The organism is Salinimicrobium sp. TH3, from assembly GCF_026676115.1.
In the GTDB taxonomy this organism is placed as follows: Bacteria; Bacteroidota; Bacteroidia; order Flavobacteriales; family Flavobacteriaceae; genus Salinimicrobium.
Window position 1 is genome coordinate 519,278 of the sequence record NZ_JAPONB010000001.1, and the last position, 19,149, is coordinate 538,426.

Annotated in this window: 17 protein-coding genes; 2 read left to right on the forward strand and 15 right to left on the reverse strand. The window is 40.2% G+C overall.

Annotation, left to right across the window (positions count from 1 at the left end; all coding sequences use genetic code 11):
- Positions 1-76 precede the first annotated feature (76 nt).
- The 12 genes from OU683_RS02205 to OU683_RS02260 form a co-directional block, all read right to left on the reverse strand.
- Entirely contained in the window at positions 77-769 is a 693-nt protein-coding gene (locus OU683_RS02205) for a VOC family protein (protein WP_268134703.1), read from the reverse strand.
- Between the two features lie 506 nt (positions 770-1,275).
- The gene (locus OU683_RS02210) at positions 1,276-1,860 is read right to left on the reverse strand and encodes a diheme cytochrome c-553 (RefSeq protein WP_268134705.1); all 585 of its coding nucleotides are present in this window, start codon (positions 1,858-1,860) and stop codon (positions 1,276-1,278) included.
- An 82-nt stretch (positions 1,861-1,942) separates the two neighbouring features.
- On the reverse strand, positions 1,943-2,701 hold the full coding sequence (locus tag OU683_RS02215) for a DUF5602 domain-containing protein (RefSeq protein WP_268134707.1): 759 nt from the start codon (positions 2,699-2,701) through the stop codon (positions 1,943-1,945).
- Positions 2,702-3,006: 305 nt separating this feature from the next.
- Positions 3,007-3,891 (reverse strand): SDR family oxidoreductase, encoded by an 885-nt coding sequence (locus OU683_RS02220; protein WP_268134709.1) that lies wholly within the window; start codon positions 3,889-3,891, stop codon positions 3,007-3,009.
- Positions 3,892-4,154: 263 nt separating this feature from the next.
- Positions 4,155-4,811, reverse strand: a complete 657-nt coding sequence (locus tag OU683_RS02225) for a response regulator (RefSeq protein ID WP_268134711.1) — start codon at positions 4,809-4,811, stop codon at positions 4,155-4,157.
- Positions 4,812-4,813: 2 nt separating this feature from the next.
- The gene (locus OU683_RS02230; RefSeq protein ID WP_268134713.1) at positions 4,814-9,010 is read right to left on the reverse strand and encodes an AAA family ATPase; all 4,197 of its coding nucleotides are present in this window, start codon (positions 9,008-9,010) and stop codon (positions 4,814-4,816) included.
- 173 nt (positions 9,011-9,183) lie between these two features.
- Positions 9,184-9,636: a hypothetical protein gene (locus tag OU683_RS02235; RefSeq protein WP_268134715.1), complete on the reverse strand. Its 453-nt coding sequence runs from the start codon at positions 9,634-9,636 to the stop codon at positions 9,184-9,186.
- 13 nt (positions 9,637-9,649) lie between these two features.
- On the reverse strand, positions 9,650-9,937 hold the full coding sequence (locus OU683_RS02240) for a hypothetical protein (protein WP_268134717.1): 288 nt from the start codon (positions 9,935-9,937) through the stop codon (positions 9,650-9,652).
- Between the two features lie 271 nt (positions 9,938-10,208).
- Positions 10,209-11,492, reverse strand: a complete 1,284-nt coding sequence (locus tag OU683_RS02245; RefSeq protein ID WP_268134719.1) for a S41 family peptidase — start codon at positions 11,490-11,492, stop codon at positions 10,209-10,211.
- Positions 11,493-11,561: 69 nt separating this feature from the next.
- Positions 11,562-12,443 carry a CPBP family intramembrane glutamic endopeptidase gene (locus OU683_RS02250; RefSeq protein ID WP_268134721.1) on the reverse strand — a complete coding sequence of 294 codons (882 nt, stop codon included), beginning with the start codon at positions 12,441-12,443 and terminating at the stop codon, positions 11,562-11,564.
- A gap of 81 nt (positions 12,444-12,524) precedes the next feature.
- Positions 12,525-13,244 carry a DUF8737 domain-containing protein gene (locus tag OU683_RS02255; protein ID WP_268134723.1) on the reverse strand — a complete coding sequence of 240 codons (720 nt, stop codon included), beginning with the start codon at positions 13,242-13,244 and terminating at the stop codon, positions 12,525-12,527.
- A gap of 78 nt (positions 13,245-13,322) precedes the next feature.
- Positions 13,323-14,195, reverse strand: coding sequence for a hypothetical protein (locus OU683_RS02260; RefSeq protein WP_268134725.1), 873 nt, complete (start codon positions 14,193-14,195; stop codon positions 13,323-13,325).
- A 410-nt stretch (positions 14,196-14,605) separates the two neighbouring features.
- On the opposite strand from OU683_RS02260, the gene OU683_RS02265 reads away from it, so the two are divergent.
- Both OU683_RS02265 and OU683_RS02270 read left to right on the forward strand, forming a co-directional pair.
- A complete protein-coding gene (locus OU683_RS02265; RefSeq protein WP_268134727.1) occupies positions 14,606-15,286 on the forward strand; it encodes a hypothetical protein in 681 nt (226 codons plus the stop codon).
- 525 nt (positions 15,287-15,811) lie between these two features.
- A complete protein-coding gene (locus OU683_RS02270; protein ID WP_268134729.1) occupies positions 15,812-16,864 on the forward strand; it encodes an alpha/beta hydrolase in 1,053 nt (350 codons plus the stop codon).
- A 68-nt stretch (positions 16,865-16,932) separates the two neighbouring features.
- Here OU683_RS02270 and arsB read toward each other — a convergent pair whose 3' ends face one another.
- The 3 genes from arsB to OU683_RS02285 are packed head-to-tail and all read right to left on the reverse strand — an operon-like array spanning position 16,933 to position 19,128.
- Positions 16,933-17,961, reverse strand: a complete 1,029-nt coding sequence (gene arsB / locus OU683_RS02275) for an ACR3 family arsenite efflux transporter (protein WP_268134731.1) — start codon at positions 17,959-17,961, stop codon at positions 16,933-16,935.
- 40 nt (positions 17,962-18,001) lie between these two features.
- On the reverse strand, positions 18,002-18,775 hold the full coding sequence (locus tag OU683_RS02280) for a metallophosphoesterase family protein (RefSeq protein WP_268134733.1): 774 nt from the start codon (positions 18,773-18,775) through the stop codon (positions 18,002-18,004).
- 17 nt (positions 18,776-18,792) lie between these two features.
- Complete coding sequence (locus OU683_RS02285) at positions 18,793-19,128, reverse strand: ArsR/SmtB family transcription factor (protein WP_268134735.1); 336 nt, start codon at positions 19,126-19,128, stop codon at positions 18,793-18,795.
- Positions 19,129-19,149 lie beyond the last annotated feature (21 nt).

Here is a 19,149-nt window from a genome sequence, read left to right on the forward strand (position 1 = left end):
TTGGGTTAATATGAGATTAAAGGCCACTATTTTAGCTAATTAAAAATAGAACATAGGGACAGGAACTAAGACGGGACTAAATAAAAATATTATTTTTTGGTATAAGAATTTTGCCAGATTCCACTTTAAGATTTCTGACCTTTTTATTCTGGATAAAGCATACTTCTGCATCATGTTGCTCTGCAGGTCGCTGGGTGGGCGACCATCCCCTGGAATTTTGTGTTATGAGGAGCAAACCTTCATCATCTCCCATTGGAGTGAAATCGGGCAGTTGCGGTCCTTTTTTAAATAAGGGTATTTCATATACCTGTTTCATTTGATGAAGTACCGGTTCTACTTCCTTTACCACAATTCCAATTTCACTTATTGAAATAAATGAAGGAATAATTTTACGGACTGCAGGGGGAGGATTAGGAAGATCAAAACGCGCGATGCATTCGGCTATATTCCCTTCATGATCATAAAAATAAAAAGCTTTAGCACGCCATCCGGGATAATCGGCGATAGGAGAGCTGGCCGAAAAAGGTAATATCCGGGCTCTTTTCCTTATCCATTTAAAGGCATCGTCAAAAAGATGGGGTGCAATGTTAAAGGCGAAGTGATAAAAACATTTATGTGAAGCTTTGGAAAAACTGAGGATACTCGATCCAACCTGAAAGGAGATCTTACTTCGGGTACCGTTGATAACAGGTAGATTTAGAAGATCTCCATAAAATTTCCCTGCGCCTTTTATGTCCGAGGTCTTAAGGGATAACTGTTCTATTCTCATTTGAAAAGTTTTAAATAAGAGAGGAAGTTTGCTCAGGCTACAGAACTAAAGGAGATGCCTGGTGGATTGATAGAGATGCCGAACCCGTTCCCGGGAATCAAAATCTATGTCAGGAGGTGGAAATCTCCAGGACGGGAAATCCTTCAAATAGACTTCCTCAAAAGTCACAGAACCGTCAGGAGCCAGAACCTTTACAATAAGGCCCATTTTCTACTGGGAAATACCATCCAGACATGCATTCTCTATAACAAGAAATCCAAGTTCTATCCGGCGAGTATAAATTTGATTGATCCAGGGCCACATACTTTTTGCAGTCCGTTAACTTTAAAACGAATTTTATCCTCCAGGACTTTTAATGATTCGTCTCCTTCATGAATGTGCAGGTTAACAAAAAATCCTTCTTTATGCCGTTCCCTGTCTCAAAAGATTACTCCTGCACCATGTTCGGGACTAAATATCCGATCTTTATTAATTTTTTTGAATTTATAAAATGCATATTGTCAATACTACTGTGGCTGCATTACAAGTTGTGGTGCCGGTACTATATTTTCTATCGGAGTAGTGGTTTTCAAATAATCATAGATGGCGCGCACATCCTTATCCTCGAGATCCTGATAGGTTTGCCAAGGCATAGGCGGTAGCAGAGACCTAGTATTTTCCAGACCTTTATACCTCCCCTCTGTAATTGCTTTTTTAAACTGTTCATAGGACCAGGTTCCAATGCCCGTATCATCAGAAGAGATATTGGCGGCGAAGGTGGTTCCCCACGGGCCTATGGCTGAGGTCATTTGTGGATGGAAAAGAACCCACTTTTTAGCAGTGATTTTTTCTTCTTCACTTAACTCTTCCAGAGGCTGTGAGGCATCAAATCCGCTCAACAGACGGTTTGGATCCGGTACGGGACCTTGCGGCGTCATTATTTTTGGAGAATGACAGGCATGGCAGTCCATAATAGTTACGAGATATTCTCCTCTTCTAATTGACTCCTCCAGAGACAGGTTTACAGGTTGTTCAACAGGAGTGTAAGATTTACTTTCCTGAATGCAGGATGTAAGACTTAAAAAGCCAAGGGCAAGTAATAGGTTTTTCATAACATAAAATGCGTTTTTCAAATCTGGTTTAGATACATATAGTTGGGTGTGGCTTCGAAAAGCCACACCTGTATTTTTAATTTTATCTTATGGTCAATCCTGTTAAACTAACGGTATATTCCTTTTTCTTTTGGTCAAAAGAGATCTTATAAGCCGTAGGATAATATCTCCCTTCCTGAAGATAATTTTGTGCTAATTCCAGGGGAATATTTTCGCTTTTCTTTTCTTTTAAATAATCTAGAGTAATCATGGGCTCATAGAATATCACCTCTTCGTTGTAAGACCCCATCATCATGACCTGCGTGAATTCCCCTCCATTAAGTTCGGGAGTAGAAGGGTCTACCCAATGTTTTCCCATTTGAGGAACAGATCCGGGTAAGGGGATATAACTGGCAGGCATAAATCCTGTAGGGGGAAGCTTTTCAGATAAAGGATCCTCCACCCCAATCTGAATGCGCTCAGCCGAAGATATCATATAAAAGTGCATATCAAAATGAGGAACGTTGTAAACTCCCTCAGGCTCATGTCCATGAGGATTCCAGTCAAATCCAATATGATCAAAAGGAGTTTTATAAGCTTGTTGTGGAAGCTGTATCTCCAAAAAGGTCATTGTATGAGGAAGATTATTTAAAGCGGATTCGGGAAAGATAAGACCTATTTCCTCGGGAGCACCGTCCTCATCTATTCTTACAAAGGATCTAATGGTCCCATCCCCTAATTGAGTTGCCGGCCCATGAAAAGTCATTGGAGGCAGGGGAGTTTCATCCTGACAGCTGATTGCCGTTAAGCAAATTAGGCTTAGTAAAAAGAGCTTTAAAAAAGTTGAATTAAAGGTTTTCATGATTTAATAATTTTGATTAAAGTGATTAATTGATAATTATATTTGGTTTTGCAAAACTTCCAGAGACAAAGTTGTGTCGAAAAACTTGAGTTTTAAATACCTGATAGACATGTTTTTAATTGCCAGTGTTCAGGTATTTATTTTTATTCTTTTCTATCGTGAATCTGGTACTGATATTAACTTCTCTGAAATTCCAACAGATTTATTATGTATTTCTTCTCTGCAGCATCAAAGGAAAGGCTGTACTGGGTTGGATAAAATGCACCCGCCTTTTGTGATCCTTTTGGAAAAGGAATAGTAAAGATTCAGCTTTCAGCCACAGCAGGTACTCTCTGGAATAGTGATTTATTTTCTTTGAGGAAATCCACATAATTTTTGGGAGGCCTGCCCAATACATCAGTCAGCAGCGCTACTTCTTCATCTGTAGCGATTAAGCCTCTTTTCTGAAATTCGCCATACATGATCCTCCAGTCCTCTACCATCCATTCCGGTACAAACTGTTTGGTCTGTGCAGCCCAGCTTGCAAGATCATTACCGGCATATTGAACTCTGTAATCCAGCACTCCGGTAAGTATATTCGCAATATCGTTCCCTGTCAACGCATCGGGTCCTACGATAGGAATAGAAAGGCCATCAAGATCTGAAGTAAATAAAGCTTTCACAGCTACTTCTGCGATGTCCCTTACATCATTACGACTTAGGCCAATATTCCCTATTGGTTGTGGATAAACACCATATTTCGTTACAGCTTCATGAAACATGAAATCATTCTGGTAAAAATTGTTGGGACAAACAAAAGTGTAATTAATACCTGAATCTTTGATCGCATTTTCGATCAAAACCTTCGATTTTACATGTGGAATGGTTTGAAATTCATGTGCACGATGAATACTCTGGTAAACGATTTTTTTTACCCCGGCATTTTTTGCTGCGGCAACGGCATTCATAGCCTGTTCCACTTCGGTTTGGGTGTGGGCATTGACCATAAAAAGCCTGTCAATGTCTAAAAATGCTTTTTGAAGACTCTCAGGGTCTCCGGTATTACCCATAACGGCTTCTACTCCTGCAGGTTGAGATTTTGCCTTTTCTTTTGAAGTAGTTAATACTCTAAGTGCTTTTCCTTCTTTTAGAAGTTCCATTACAACTTCTTTTCCAACGGTACCTGTACCTCCAATTACCAGTGTTTTCATTTTTTAAAAAATTAAATTTGATTGATTGATGAAGTAGCTCCTATATCCAAATTATTTCATTAGATATTTTAGAAATGCTACGGTACAAAATTGGGTAAGAAAGGAGTATCCTGAAATACCTTATCTATAGGATTTTATATACACCAAATCTGGTATTTTCAGGATTTAGATGTACCAGACATAAGGTACCGGCACTATTAGTCAGGAAAAGGAAATCTTGTGAAAAAGAGTTTCAGGAAATGCAGAAAACCCCCGAATTCAGTTTATTCTTCCACAAGTTTATGCTTTAAAGCAAATTTATAGACACCAAGAGAATTTTTCACCCCAATTTTACGCATAAGATTTTTACGATGTGTTTCCACTGTTTTGGGACTTATAAAAAGAACATCTGCTATGTCGGTATTTGAGTTTTCATAAGCGATCAATTTGAGAATTTCAAGCTCTCTTTCAGTAAGAACGTCCAGTTCATTCTCCTGCTCTTTTCTTTGCTGAAAATTCTGAAGAAGGTTTTGTGCCAGTTGGGTGCTTATAGATTGGCTCAGGTAAGGATCTCCTTTCATAACCTGCATAATTGCCATTTCCAGTTCTGCTTTCCCGGTGTTCTTTAAAATATATCCCGAGGCACCGGCTTCAAGCATAGCGGTCACAGAATCCAGGTCATTTTCCATGGTTAACCCCAGGATCCTGATTTGCGGATATTTCGACTTTATGGCTTTTGTAGTTTCGATGCCATTGAGCACAGGCATATTAAGATCTACAATGACAAGATCTGGAGAGAGTTCTTTTAATTTCTCCAGAACTTCGTTTCCGCTTTTCACCGCTGCCAATACCTGCACTTCTTTTAGTTGTGACAATAAAGAAGATAATCCATCCAGGAACATTTGGTGATCGTCTGCCAGTATTATTTTTATTTTTTCCATACCTAAATTTTTAGGGGAATAGTTATGTTGAAAACTGTCCCACTATTAATTGAAGAATCAATATCCAGATATCCGTTAAGAAGTTTGATGCGGGAATAAATATTCTTTAATCCAAGGCCGAATCCTGTTACACTTGTGTCAAAGCCTTTACCATTATCCTCTACCAGGAGATGCAGCAAGTCCCCTGTCTCAGTGAGACTAACGTTGACTTTGGTCGCTGAAGCGTGTTTAATAATGTTTTGAATTATCTCCTGCAGTACACGATACAGTGTAAACTTACATGCTGCGGAAGGTTCACTTTCCAGTCTCTCTGCATAAAATTTATATTCAATTCCATTGACTACCCTGTTTTTAGCAATGAGTTTTTGTAGAATATCGGCAATACCGCGGTTATTTAGGTCGGGAGGCATGAGATTATGTGAAATACTTCTCACTTCTTCACAGCTCTCATCAATAAGATCTGAAATATTTTTTAGGAGCTCTTCATTTTCGGAAGCCGTATCTGTTGGCTGAATCCGGGAAAGATTAATCCTGGTGAGTGCGAGGATTTGACCTAAACTATCGTGCAATTCCTCTGCAATACGTTGCCTTTCTTTTTCCTGGGACTCAATCACCGCTTCTATTCGATTCCTTTCCTGCAGTTTAAGCTGTTTGTTCAGGAGGTTAGTGTTTTCATAATAGACGGCATTTGTAAAAGTGGTGCAGGCGAGTTCTAACTTGACAGGAAAGAGGTCTTTTTCAGCTTCCGAATCAATCCTGCAGTCTTCCAGATAAAATATTGCTATGGTTTCTGCACTTTGTTTTACAGGGATTATGGTAATATTCCCGGGTTGCTGTTCTCTGAGATATTCATCTTCGGCGAAAAGAGATTCCCGCAGTAACTCCTGAAGAAGCAATTTTTCGCCTTTTTTAATGATGTAGTTTAAAACACTTACGGGAAGCTTCTCCCTAAGATCCTTTAAAGCTTCCTCAACCCGAACGCCCAGGGATTTTGACGCCAGAACCTGCCAGTTATTGTCTTTAAGTATAAAAATCCCCCCTTTCTTTGCTTTTAGGTCTTTAATCAACAGGTTTAAAAGATATTGTCCCAGCTCTTCTAAAATTATATTCCCTGAAGGAACATTACGGCGGAGTATCTTCTTAATGGTTTCATAGTGACCGCCAAGCTCAATCTTCTCCTGTGATCGCTTCTTCTTTGGAGTAAGATATCCATACTTCGTTTGGAGTTGATCTACTTTCGCCATGGCACCCCAGCGTTTGTAGTTCTTTAGACATATTTCTAAATAATGTTTTGCCAGTCCGGTTCTGTTTTTGTAGTGATAATACTTAAAAGCTAGTTCTGCAGCAATAGCGGCATGATGAGTGAATTTCATCTTTTGGGCCTGCTCAATGGCACGGTCATACAGCAGGGTGGCTTCTTCAAAATCCCCTCTGCACTTTGCAATTTCCGCCTGCAGCAAATAAACCTTGTGAAGATAGTTACCCGAACCAAAGGCAGTGAGCCGCTGGAATTCCTCAAGTTTCGGCTGAACACTGGAGAGAACTTCCGGAAAAGATTCGGGATTTGAATATGCTGCCTGTAACCTGCTTAAGGAATAAAAGAAAAAATGTTCCAGCTCGATCTGGAATCCCTTGTAGATATGTCCCAGACTCTCACAAATCTTTCCTGCTTTTAATGCTGCCTCATTATAACCGGCAATATAATTGAGCTTTTGTAAAGCAAGATTCAAGTGATACCGGCTATTCAGATTTTGTTCCGACTGTCTTAAAAGATCTTTTGAGAATCGGAATTTTCCCTTCTCCAAACCCTGTTTAGTTCCGACGAGATAATTAGTAAGATCGTCATCGCTGCTGCTGATGAAAAAAATGTGATAATTCTTTTCAAACCTCTTTGTAGCCTCCATATGTTTCAGAAGGTTCCTGCCTCTATAACAGTCCAGCAGGCGAATGTTGGTAGAGCAAAAGGCAGCATAATGAGGGTCTCCGGCTTCATAGGCTTTTACAACAGATTCTTTAAGTTTTTTACTGCATATCCTGTAGTGATTATTCCAGGCGAAAAAATTAAGAGTACCTACATAGTAAATGATATGGGAATATCTTTTAAAAGGATCGTTTTCGATCATCTTAAGAGAAAGTCTTCCCAGGAAATAAGCAAGATCCCGGTTCTCCCGGCTCAGGGAAGAGATGACAAAACTGGCAGAAAAGAGTACCGGGCTTACAGGGGTATGTCCTTTTTCCACTATGAGCAGGAGACTTCTAATCGTTAGATAAAGATGTTTCCTCACATCGAGGTAGTAAAGAAAGGTGAGGGAAGTGGTTATGAGCTTTAGCAGGTCCTGATATTCCTTATCAGGATTGAGTAGCCGGGTAAAATCTGTTTTTTCGGTGTAAGCAGCAGCTTTTTCCTGAAGCAGGCTACAATTCTCCATGTTTTCTTTCTCCATTTTTTCAACCGTGAATGGAAAATGAATGCCGAATTCTCCCAGTATCTGCGCAAAACTGCTAAGCCCGTGTTCGAGGAGGTGAGAAGTGTTTTTTTGATACATCAATGCAGAACAGATCCTGATTTTGATCAACATAGCTTTCACCCTTTGATGTCGGGTGCCATTGAGGTCAAGAACTTTTTGAGCATAAGACAGGGCAATCTCAAATCTTTGCAGGAGGAAATTGGTTTCAGCATATCCATAAAAGATGAGATAACCGATACTTTCAATTTCAAGTTTCTTTGCTTCAAAGATCCTTTGTAGGGCCGGATCCTTGATCCTGATTGGTTTTTCACTTTCCCTGAAAAATTTATCGGCATTTTGAATATAGCCTAATGCAGTTTCAAAAGCCGAGTTGTTGATCGCAAGGCGGGCAGCCTGTATGTTAAGAAGTACAATTTCCTTGGAATAGATCTTTCCTGAACCAGCCAGTTCTTTGGTCCGGTTAAGATGATTCACGGCATTAAATAAATCTGCATTCTGGTAATCTCCACAGACTTTGAGCATATAGACTGCAGCTTTCAAGTGCAGGTCGCATTTTTCTGAATTGGAAAGTAAGGAATTGGCAGCAGAGAAGACGTGGTCATGAGCAAATACGTAAGTTGTCCCCTTCTTTATGAGAAGACCCCGGGTGCTAAGTAGACCCAAAGATTTCCGGGATTCTTTGTCAAACGGGTCATAAATATTTTGGAGCGCTTCCGGAGTAAAATAGAAACCTAAGCAGGAAGCAGCTGCAATGAGTTTCTGCTGGTGAAATGGTAAAGCTCTTATTTGCTCTCTAATAAGAACTACAGAATCCTTTTCTCCTCCAAGCCTGGGCAAACGCTCCCAAAAAAGAGGATTTCCGGGCCCTAAGCTCAATAGGTCCCGGCTTTCGACCGCCTTGATGATCTCTTGTATTCCAAAAGGGTTTCCTTCTGTTTCCATCCAAAGGTAGTTCGAGAAAGAAGCCAGATTCTCTTTAGAAAAGTTCCATTCCGGTGGGATCATACGGGGAACAACAGAACGGGGAAAAGGTTCGAGTCGTATTAGTTTCACCTTGCTACCAGTAAATATATTTCCCAATGGTTGGGAAAGGGCAGAAGAAGGATCCTCGTGCGGACGGTAGGCAGCTACAAGTCTTAATCCTCCAATCTGCTTCCCTGTCAATTCTTCAAGTAGGTCCAGGGAAGCTCTATCTGCCCACTGCAGGTCGTCAAGAAAAAGAACAACTTCGTATCCGAGTGCGGTAATACTTTTAAAGAACTTCTTCAGGAAGTAGTAGAACCTTGCTTTAATTTGATGTGAATCCACCTTGTTGGGATACTGAACCAGATGTTTCCTGTTAAAAAACACTTCCAGATCGGGAAACACAGAGGTGATTACCCTAATATGAGTTTGCAGGGCAGAGGTAGCATTTTCCCGAAGTTCATCAAATTCTTTATCGCTTAACAGGAGGATCTGTTGACTCCATAAGGTAAATGCCTGACGAAATGCCGAATAAGGGGTGTCTCCCCGGTTATTCTGAAATTTACCATAGAGCTTAAAGAAGTTTTTTTGCAGATTTTCTTCCAGCACATGTTTGATGAGGCTGGTCTTGCCAATCCCCGCCGGCCCCTCCACGATGAGTAGAGAAGTTTTTTGTGAGTCCCAAAGAATTTCAGAGATTTTTTTAAATTCTCTGTTTCGACCTAAAAGCCTGTTGGCTGGTTTGGAGATGGTTGGAAGACCAGGCATACCTTAGCTGTTAATCTTTCGACGTTTCTGTAATAGGGGAGAATAAATTTAATTTAAATTCATAAATGAAATTATACTTATCTAAATTTTATGAAATAAATCGAATTTGTCTCATTGGTCACTGTGTGTCTGTAAGTCAGAAGTTACCAGTGTAACAGGCCCCTGGTCTTAAGCTAAAGACCTTTTGAATATTTAGAATTATTCCCTTCCTGCAGATAACTTTCCAGCCATTTTACTGCATCTGGAGTTTTTCGGAAAATCCTGATGTGGAAGATCTTTCCAGGGGCTAGTTCCTTTTCCATTTCCAGGCTGTTAAAAATGTTTTGTGGCGAAACATAAGCCACTTTTGATATTCCGGCTTTATAGAGTCGCATGAGATTAAATCGTTCGACCCAGGACATGTCTTCGGGAGGTAAAATATTTCCATTGTTGATCTTTATGAGGTAAGCTTTAAAATTTCCGTTGGACATTGCATATAATATCTCTTTAAGTTCGGGTCGCTTTAGCAGGTGTGGTTTAAAGTGTTCCTGATAAAGAATTGTGCCCGCAGCATTAGATGATAACATGTAATTTGCGTTTTCAGCAAGAATCACTTCCTGGAGATGATGTGGGTTTAAAGTAGGCAATTGAGTAGAGGTTTTAATTTACAGAGGTTTTTTCGAACTGTTCATTGGGACTGACCTGGGCCAGGCTTACTACGAGCCGGAAAAAATTGGGATTGTCCAGATTTTCTTCCCGGTCCTTAACTGTGACTTCTTTAATAATTTCTGTGTTTTCGACAGGCAGTTGATCCTGAATGGGTAATCCGATCAGGAATAAAGAAAACATCACCTGTTTTATAAGCAGCAACAGGGTCCAGTAGCTTTTGAATACTCCTGCCAGGCGCTCACTACCGTAATTTCCAAATAACCTGTCTATCGTTTCCATGTGTTCTATCTTTAGTTCTTAGAAAAGAGTAATTCTTATGATACAAAGGTGTGACCGAAATAAAGTATATGAAATACCGTTTAAGAGGGGTTTTGTCTACCGTCTATAGGGTATTTCAAATCGGTGAGCAGTGGGAATTACAGAGAATTCGGAAACATAAAATATGCAAAACCATTCTTTTATCTTCAGGGTAGACCAAATAACAGAGGGGGAGAATGCACATGGTTTTTCTGTTTTTCTGTACCAAAGAAAGATTAATAGTACATATCTTTTATTTCACCAATACAACCGAATTCTCAAACTCTCCTTTCTCAATTTCAGGATTTGCAGGGTCCAGTATCCATTTGCCATCTACAATAAAATTATAGGTATGTCTGCCGGGAGAAACTTCTGTTGATAAAATCCATTCATCACCCTTACGTTCCATAAAAAGACTCTCCCGCTCCCAAGAATTAAAACTGCCGGTAACTATTACTTTTTTGGCCTCAGGAAAAGCCTTTAGTTTAAAAGTTAAATGTTTAAAAATGGGTTTATCGGCCTGCTGTTTTTCGATAATATCTGCCAATCTCTTACGTTCAACTCCTGAATTTTTTTCCAGAAGATCATGGAGGGCAAGCAGGTGAGCTTCGTGTAAAGCCAATTTAGTGTCTACGAATATATCCGGATTTACTCCCACTCCTTCCCAGGAACTACCATCAACGGGATCTACGGAGGTTGAATAGGGAACGTTAACACCAAATTTATTGTTAAGCCTCATCAGTTGGAATGGGTGGGATCCTCCGCGGGTAATATTGCCTATGATTGTTGCCCGTTGCCGCTTTTGCATCAGGAAGGCCAGAGCTTCCCCTCCCGAAAAAGTGCGGCCGCTGGTAAGTACGTAAACCGGCTTGTTCAGATACTTTTTACCGGGAACCCAGGCGACACTCCAAAATTGTCTTATGAAGTTTGTTTCTCGAATATGAAAATCCATTAGATGCACCGGATCCTGGAAGAAATAACCTAAAAGGAAAGGGACTGTGTTTTGATCCATACTTCCTCTGCATTCCCGAAGATCTAATATTAAAGCATCTGTGTCGGCTACCTTGTGCATGGCATCTACGAGTGTGTCCGCTACTCGGTCCAATGGTCCGAAAAGAGGAATTTCCAGGTAACCAATATTACCGGGAAGGATTTCTTTTTTTCTAAAGCCAAAGCCGGATGAGCCTAAAACCATCTTTAAATATTCTTCCTTCTCTTTCTCGTCACTTTCAACAACATTTTCAGAATTTTCAACAGGATAATAAGTCAAACCCAGGTGAAGATCCTGTGTTATTTCCCTCAGATCTTCAGTAACACTAAAAGCGAAATCTTCTTCAGAAATGAGACTATCGTAACGACCATTTAGATAATGTTTAGTCAATCGCTGTTCAATCTCTTCAGTTGCTTCCTCTTTAACATATTTTTTTGAAAGTATATCGAACATAGATTTCAAAGTGCTCTGTTTTTCTTCCGCTGTAAGCTGCGCCTGTGCCAGTTGTGATAGCATTAATATTGCTATAAAAGCCTTTAATTTCATATAATTTGAATTTTAATTAATAGATGTTTTTAGATAAATAAGCGGAAGAACCGGAACTACTGAAAGTTCTTACAGTACAGAAACTCTTTCGCTGTCTTTGTGAAGTTCATCTTTTGGTAAGATCGTTTGGGTATATTCATTTTTTATATAAACATACAAAGCGATGACTGCAGATACCAGCGGCACCATAATTCCGAATTCTCCAATGAAATAATCCGTATTTCCCGTATCTGCCGTAAGATTGGTATAGAAACTTTGTATGACCCCATTATGTACAGCATGAAATATGACTGCTGGCCAAAGACTGTTTGATTTGAGCCTTAACCATGTTAAAATAATCGCCCCCGCCAGAACAAGGATGAAAAAACAAGCTAGTTGAAACCAAAGTGGAGTAGCTGCATTTCCATAATTTCCGGATATGATCCCCGGTAAGTGCCAGAAAAACCAAATACTGCCGCTTATTAATGCTGTATTTCTAAATGTCGTTATTTTGATCATTTCTGGTACGAGAAAACCCCGCCAGCCCAGTTCTTCTCCCAGAACTAAAATCATATTGGGGAGCAAGTTTAAAATACTGATAAAAAAGAATGCTGAAATAATGATAACTATGTCATTAGGATTATCCATCCCCAAAGTTAAACGAGCCCTTTCTAAGAAAGTATCCTTGGGCATAGCCCCTAATCCTGATATCCAAATGATGCTGTAAGCAATTCCTCCATATAAAATGGGCAGCAACCAACCATAACCCATCCATTTTAGATTAAGTTTCCAGCCGAACTCTGAGAATTTTCTCTTTGTGGAAAATGTAGCAATTAAGGCTGCGATCCCCGGCACCCACATAACGCCAAACATGGACAGAGGTGAATCTGTTGGAAGAAACTGTGTGGCAATGGTTAATACAATCAGCAATACTCCAAAAATTAAAAGCCTGAAAGGAATCAAATTTTTCATAATAAATTATTTTGAATGTGACTTATAAAAATCACCCACGGTTATTCCCGTCGAAACCGTATCTGAGATTTTACCTGTTTTTTAGATTTCGGGAGTGTATTTAGGCTGAAAATTGGCCGAATGTTTAAGCACATTAATAACAAGTCTTCTTATGCTGACCAAATGGGCAAAAAGAGCAGCAGGGACTATTATCCCGGGCAACAGGACGAAAGGGAAATAAGTAACTCCAATATTAGGTTGTTCAAATCCATATAGCTGAAAAGGAGTTGGTGAAGACGCAACTGCTATGAACATAATGGTTAAAACTAAGCCCAGTCCCAGGAAATTCCATGCAAGCAGCCCTCTATTTCCTAATAGTCCCGCCTTGAAGACTAAATAAAATATCACAGGAGCAGTTAGTCCTGTGATTACATCAAAATTATAACCATTAAAGGTCATGATCTGCGGCACCATGCCCGCGGCATAAAGTTGAAAAAGAACTATTTCTACAGGAAATCGCACAGTCTGTAAAAGGGTAAGGTCTGTGAGCTCTACAGAATCTATCAATCTTCTTCCTCTTTTTGTTAAAAGCGTTAGAAGGCAAAATGCCACTCCGGGACCTACCAGGAACAAAAATCGGGGTATAGCAACGTTTACCTCCCTATAGAAACCGGTAAAGCCGAAAAAACTGATAATACCCGCCCACACCAGGACTAGTATTAGAAAATTTTTTGGCTTTCCGGCCGCTTTGAAAAGCATATAGACAACAAATACTGAAGACAGTATCATAATCAAATGAGTGAAAAAAGATAGTTTTTCCATAATGCCAGAATTTAATTACCGGTCTTTTTAAATATTTAGAGTAATAACAGGGATCTAAAAATTAGCTTTAATTTTGATCTATTCCAGCTCTTTCAACCAGTCTTTGGCAAAGGATCGGGCTGCCATAACAGGGGCTTCCCCTGCGCGGAAATATAGTTTCCACTGCTTGTCTTTTGCTTCCAGCTGCGGATCGGCAAATTTGGACACTCCGTTTCTTCCGGGAATTAGTTTTGCGTTAAAGTCCATGCCTTCTGTGTCGGCCAGGAACTTTTCAAGTCGAATTTTCAGTTGTTTCCTGATTTCTTTTGCAGTTTTTTCCTCCTCTTCTTTCTGTAATCCCTTCAACAATTCCTGCTGTGCTTTTTGATCTTCCAGGTCCTGTTGTGCCTGCGCATAACTTTTCCTGTTGTTTTCTTTTGCTTCTTTTTCAATTTCCAGCTGTTGTTCTTTATGTTCCTGTTCAAATACGTTCAGCTCCTTTTCAGCTTCAGCTATTTGTTTTTTCATTTCAGCTTTTTCGGCTGCTCCCAAATAAGGATTGTCGAGAGCCTTTTTCATATATTCAATGCCCTGCCTCGAAAAGTCGATTTGCATTTGAAAGGATGAAGCTTCCGCAGAAGCAAACTGGGCAGCCAGATTCTCCTCAGCTCCTGAAATATCCTCATAAGTGGCTTCGCCGGTTCCCATGTAATCGTAGAGGAAATCTTTGGAATTGACATACTCCCTTGCAAATACTGCCAGGGCTGTTACGGCAGCCGCCCTTGCTTCGGGAGAAAGCGTTTTTGCCAGTTTGTTGACAGGAAATCTGTAGGTTTCCTGTTTAATTCCATTCAGGATCTGGGTTTTTACCTCTTGATGGGTGATGTTTAGGTCATTGAAAACATCTTTGGGTTTAAAGGCGAGAGTGCCGCCTAAAATAATGCAGCTAAAAAAAAGATAAATCGGTTTCATGTGTTTTCAGTTTAAGTTGTGATCTGATATACAAAGTTGTGGGTTAACCGGAATTTATGAAATCCCCTCATACATGTATTTAAGCTGCCTTGTTCAGGGTATATTTTTTTGTGTTTACCTACACTCTAACAGGTAGATAAGAGGTTTTTCTATAGGAATGAAAAAAGGGAGGTAAGAAAATTTTAAGCTGGCATTTTGGAAGATTACTTAATTACATATAGTTATTCCTTTTCATGGTTCTATCAGGCATTGCAAGAGAAAACGGAGTTTCAATAATATTTTTGATTAAAGGCCATTCCAAATTTCCCACCTCAAAACCACACCGGATCGTTACTAATATTTCAGGGATTCATATATAGCGATGTAACATGACTGATTCTTAGAAGTCTACATTAAAAAACACATGTTATATGAACCGTATTGATTCTCTTTACCGCAATTTGAAGTCAAGATCAATTTTGCAGGTATTTACAATTTATCTCCGTTATTTAATTGGATGTTCCTTCATCATTGCAGCCATTGGTATGGGTAAATTCTCCGGAATTCCATGGAATGGGGACATTCAATTAGATCAGCTCCACGCGATACAGCAGTTTTTCCGGGTCATTTCGCAGTCGGTCCTTTACTGGCAGTTTATTGGCTGGACCCAGATAATTGCTGGGGTTCTCCTTGTAACTCAGCGTTTTTCCAAAGCGGGTGCTTTAATGTTTTTTGGAATAATTCTGAACATTTTTATGATCACCGTTTCCTACAACTTTAAGGGAACTCCTGTTGTAACAGGATTAATGCTACTCGCTGTATTGTATCTTGTGCTGTGGGATATGGATTCCCTGAAGTACATTTTTGTAAATCCTGAAGAAAATAATCTTCCGGGACCGGTGAATTCGGAAATTATTAAAAGCCCATTCTGGACCTATCTTGGGTTGTTCCTAATAATGTTGACCGTCACCGGGATGCTGCTTGAATACAAGATGTTCTTAGTAATGTTTGCTGCCTTGGTTGCAGGTGTGGCCGGTTTGATAATGTACTTTTTAATTCGAACCGGAAAAAGCAAAATTGATATGCGAAATGTCAGAAATGATAGGGAGTGAAGTTAACAGAGCGTTGCGCCTTTTGTTTCCGTCAGGACTAAAGTTCCTTGGAGCTCCCATTAAAGGATTCAGAATCCAGAATTCAACATGAAAGGTTTGGACTGCCAAGCCGGGGATATTTTAGAGTTTTAGGAAAACGAAGATCTGATCCTAAGCCGGAAAGCAAAGGCTAAAAACATTCTTGTATTCAATATTTTCCCGCTCCGAGTACAGAACCCCTCTTTATCTTATTGGTTTAGAGGGGTTTTTTGTTTTCAAGCCATAATATTTGGCCGCTTCTCCCCAGGATTTTTCATTAAATCTTCCAATTTCAATTGATCTCTTTTTATAAAGAGTAAGTTTATCATTTGTAAATGCTATTATTCTCAAAATTCGATATCAAACTCTTGCGTTTTAGAAAGATTTTGAAGTAATTCCCTCGTTTGAACCCCGCCTCAGTTGGTTCACAACTGTATTCTCCTTTTCAAGCCCTTTTACCGGTTTTTATAAAGAATCCTTACCTTTATCAAGATGTCCCTATTCCCAATGAAGAAAAGATACTGGATTCCTGCTGTTGTTCTCCTCATCCTCATAATCACCTATTTTTTAGGCCCTAAACCGCCTAATCCCGACTACGGGAAAGAACTGCCAGATCTTCCCAATGATCTGGAACAGCTGGGAACCTATATCCAAAAAAGGGAAAAACAGCTTCCTCTCAGGGAGGATAATCAGGCGCGGATACTTTGGCAGCAAAACGAGCCGCAGGTCACAGAATACAGTGTTATCTATTTGCATGGTTTTGGCGGGAGTTACCGGGATGGATATCCGGTTAATGTTAAGATAGCCGACACTTTAGGAGCCAACCTCTACCTTGCCCGTTGGGCAGGACACGGCATGGTTGCCGGGGAAGCTCTGGAGGAATTTTCTCCGGGAGCTGCCTGGGAATCCGCTAAGGAAGCCCTGGTAGTAGGTGAAAAAATTGGTAAAAAGGTGATCATCATGAGCACCTCCACGGGTGGTACGCTCGCCTTTAAGTTAGCTGCTACTTATCCGGAAAAAGTGCATGCGCTTATTAACTTGTCGCCGTATATAGAGGATGAGACAGATGGAGCTTTTTTATTGAACTCACCTTGGGGCTATGAAGTGGCACATCTTATATCTTTTGGAGACCACATGAAAGTTGAGCATGAAAAAGAAATTGCCGCGCAATACTTCGATACTATCTATCCTTCCCAGGCCCTGGTGGACCTGCAGGTTTTACTGGGGACGCTTATTTCTGAAGACACTTTCCGGAAGGTGACTTCTCCCGTCCTTACCCTTTATTATTACGAGAATTTTCTTGAAGAGGATGATCATGTTGAGGTAGAGGTTTATCCCGAAATCCACGCATTACTTGCTACCCCCGATTCTCTAAAGAAGCTGGTGAGACTGGAGGAGCCGAAAAATCACTTTTTAGGGAGTGAAATAAAGTCTGAAAATACTCATGTGGTTACAAGGGAAATCGTAGAGTTCTTAAGGGAAACCCTGAAACTGAAAATTAATTCTGATTCCGCAGAAATAAGAGATTTGGAGGTAGATGAACAGGCGAATGATAATTGATCATTCAATTAGAAGGTGTTCATTTCCCCGAAGCATTTTTTTCTTTGAAATTATCTCTGGTCTAAATTTTAATACCTCTTTTTGTTAGCGTAGTTCACCAGGGAGAGCATTACAGGGACTTCCACCAGAACGCCTACCACACAAACCAATGCTGCCGGACTTTCCAGCCCAAAGAGCCCTATGGCTACGGCAACAGATAACTCGAAAAAGTTACTCGCGCCAATCATAGCAGCCGGGGCGCATACCGGATGGCTGAGGTTGAGTTTTCGACCCGCGAACCAGGTGGCAAAAAAGATAAAGTAGGTCTGAATGATCAATGGCACCGCGATCAAAACGATAATAAGTGGATTATTGAGGATATTCCCCCCCTGAAATGCAAAAAGCAGAACCAGGGTCAGTAAAAGTGCGATGACACTCAGTGGCTTGAACTTGGGTAGAAAGTCAGTCTGGAACCAATCTGCCCCGTGTTTTTTGATAAGCATACTACTTGTAAGGATACCTGCCAGTAATGGTACAACCACGTAGATAAGTATGCTCAAAATAAGGGTTTCATAAGGAACAACAACATTGGTTATTCCAAGCAGGAGTCCTACAATTGGCACATAGGCAAACAGAATAATAAGATCATTTACCGAAACCTGCATGAGGGTGTAATTGGGATCGCCGTCGGTAAGATAGGACCAAACAAAGACCATTGCCGTACATGGCGCAGCTCCAAGAATAATAGCTCCGGCGATATACTCTCCGGCGAGCGCGGGATCAATAAAGGCGGCAAAAATCCTGGTAAAGAAGATCCAGGCAAAAAATGCCATTGTGAATGGTTTAACCAGCCAGTTCATTACCAACGTTAGTACAATACCCTTTGGCCTTTTTCCTATCTTTTTAATACTGCTAAAATCTATCTGTAACATCATTGGATAGATCATCAACCAGATTAGAATGGCAATTGGAATATTTACCTGGTAGATCTCCCAGGTGCTCATGACCTCCATAGCATCTCCTGCCACGTAGCCAATGAATATACCTCCGGCTATACAAAGGGTTACCCATAGACTTAGATACTTTTCAAAAAAAGCGATCTTTTTTTTCTCAGACATTTACTTAAATTTTGGTGGCGGTTCGTTCCTCCGAATGTTCTTAATATCCTCTTCTAAGATTTTCTGCGTAAGCATTGGGTAACCGACTATCCTCTACCGCTTTTGCAGCTTTTTCAACATCGTAACTAAACCTTATAAAGTCTGCTTTTATGCTTTCTGCCTTTTTAATGGAACTATTCTCATCTATTTCCAGAATTACATAACCGCCGCGGTTATCCTTGTCTTTAGGTTTTCCAACCGAGCCAAGATTAATCGCATGCCTGTAATGCGGATTTTCTTCTTCCCCGGAATTCAGGATCCTGTGATAAGGTTTGTGTGTATGGCCAAAGCACATAATATCTGCCCCGGCCTTTTCCAATATTCTCAAAAGACTTTTTTCTTCCCGGTCTTCAAAGAGATATTCATTGATCTTGCGCGGACTGCCATGAACCATCAACAAGTTTAAGTTTCCCCTGTTCATTTTAAATTCCACGCTCATATGCGCCGGAAGGCTCCGAAGGTAAGCCCTGTTCTTTTCTGAAATAAGTTCATTGGTAAGGGAAATGGAGACTGCTCCATTGGCTTTTTCTTCATCGGTGCTATAGGCGCAGCCACAGTCATCGCTGTTTCTCCCAATGCCATAATCATAGTTCCCGGCGATTACAGAAATATTTCTTTTCCTCAGTTCTTCAATGACTTCATTTGGCCAGATATTATATCCCACAAGATCTCCCAGGCAATAGATGAAGTCTATATCACGCTTTTCCACATCTATGAAAAATGCTTCGAGAGCCGGAAGATTTGCATGTATATCGCTAAATAAGGCAATTTTCATTTTGGATCTATTTCAGGTTAACAGCAATCGTTTGAAGAAGGGCTATTATATTCATTAAAGATATTATTGAATTTTTCCTTTATTTCTGCCCAACGGGATGGGTTGATACAATAATTCACCTTTGTACCTTCAATGGTCCCCTGTATGATGCCAATATCTTTTAGTTCCCGAAGATGTTGACTAATAGTAGCCTGGGCCAGTCCCAATTCATTAACTAAATCTCCATTGATACAGCTGTTAGATTTCAGCAGGAATTCCAGTATGGCAATGCGGGCAGGGTGCGCAAAGGCTTTTGCTGCAAGAGCCATTTCGTTCTGAGATTTAGTAAAAAGATCATTTTTTGTTACTCCCATTTCATTCTGAATTTTAATGTT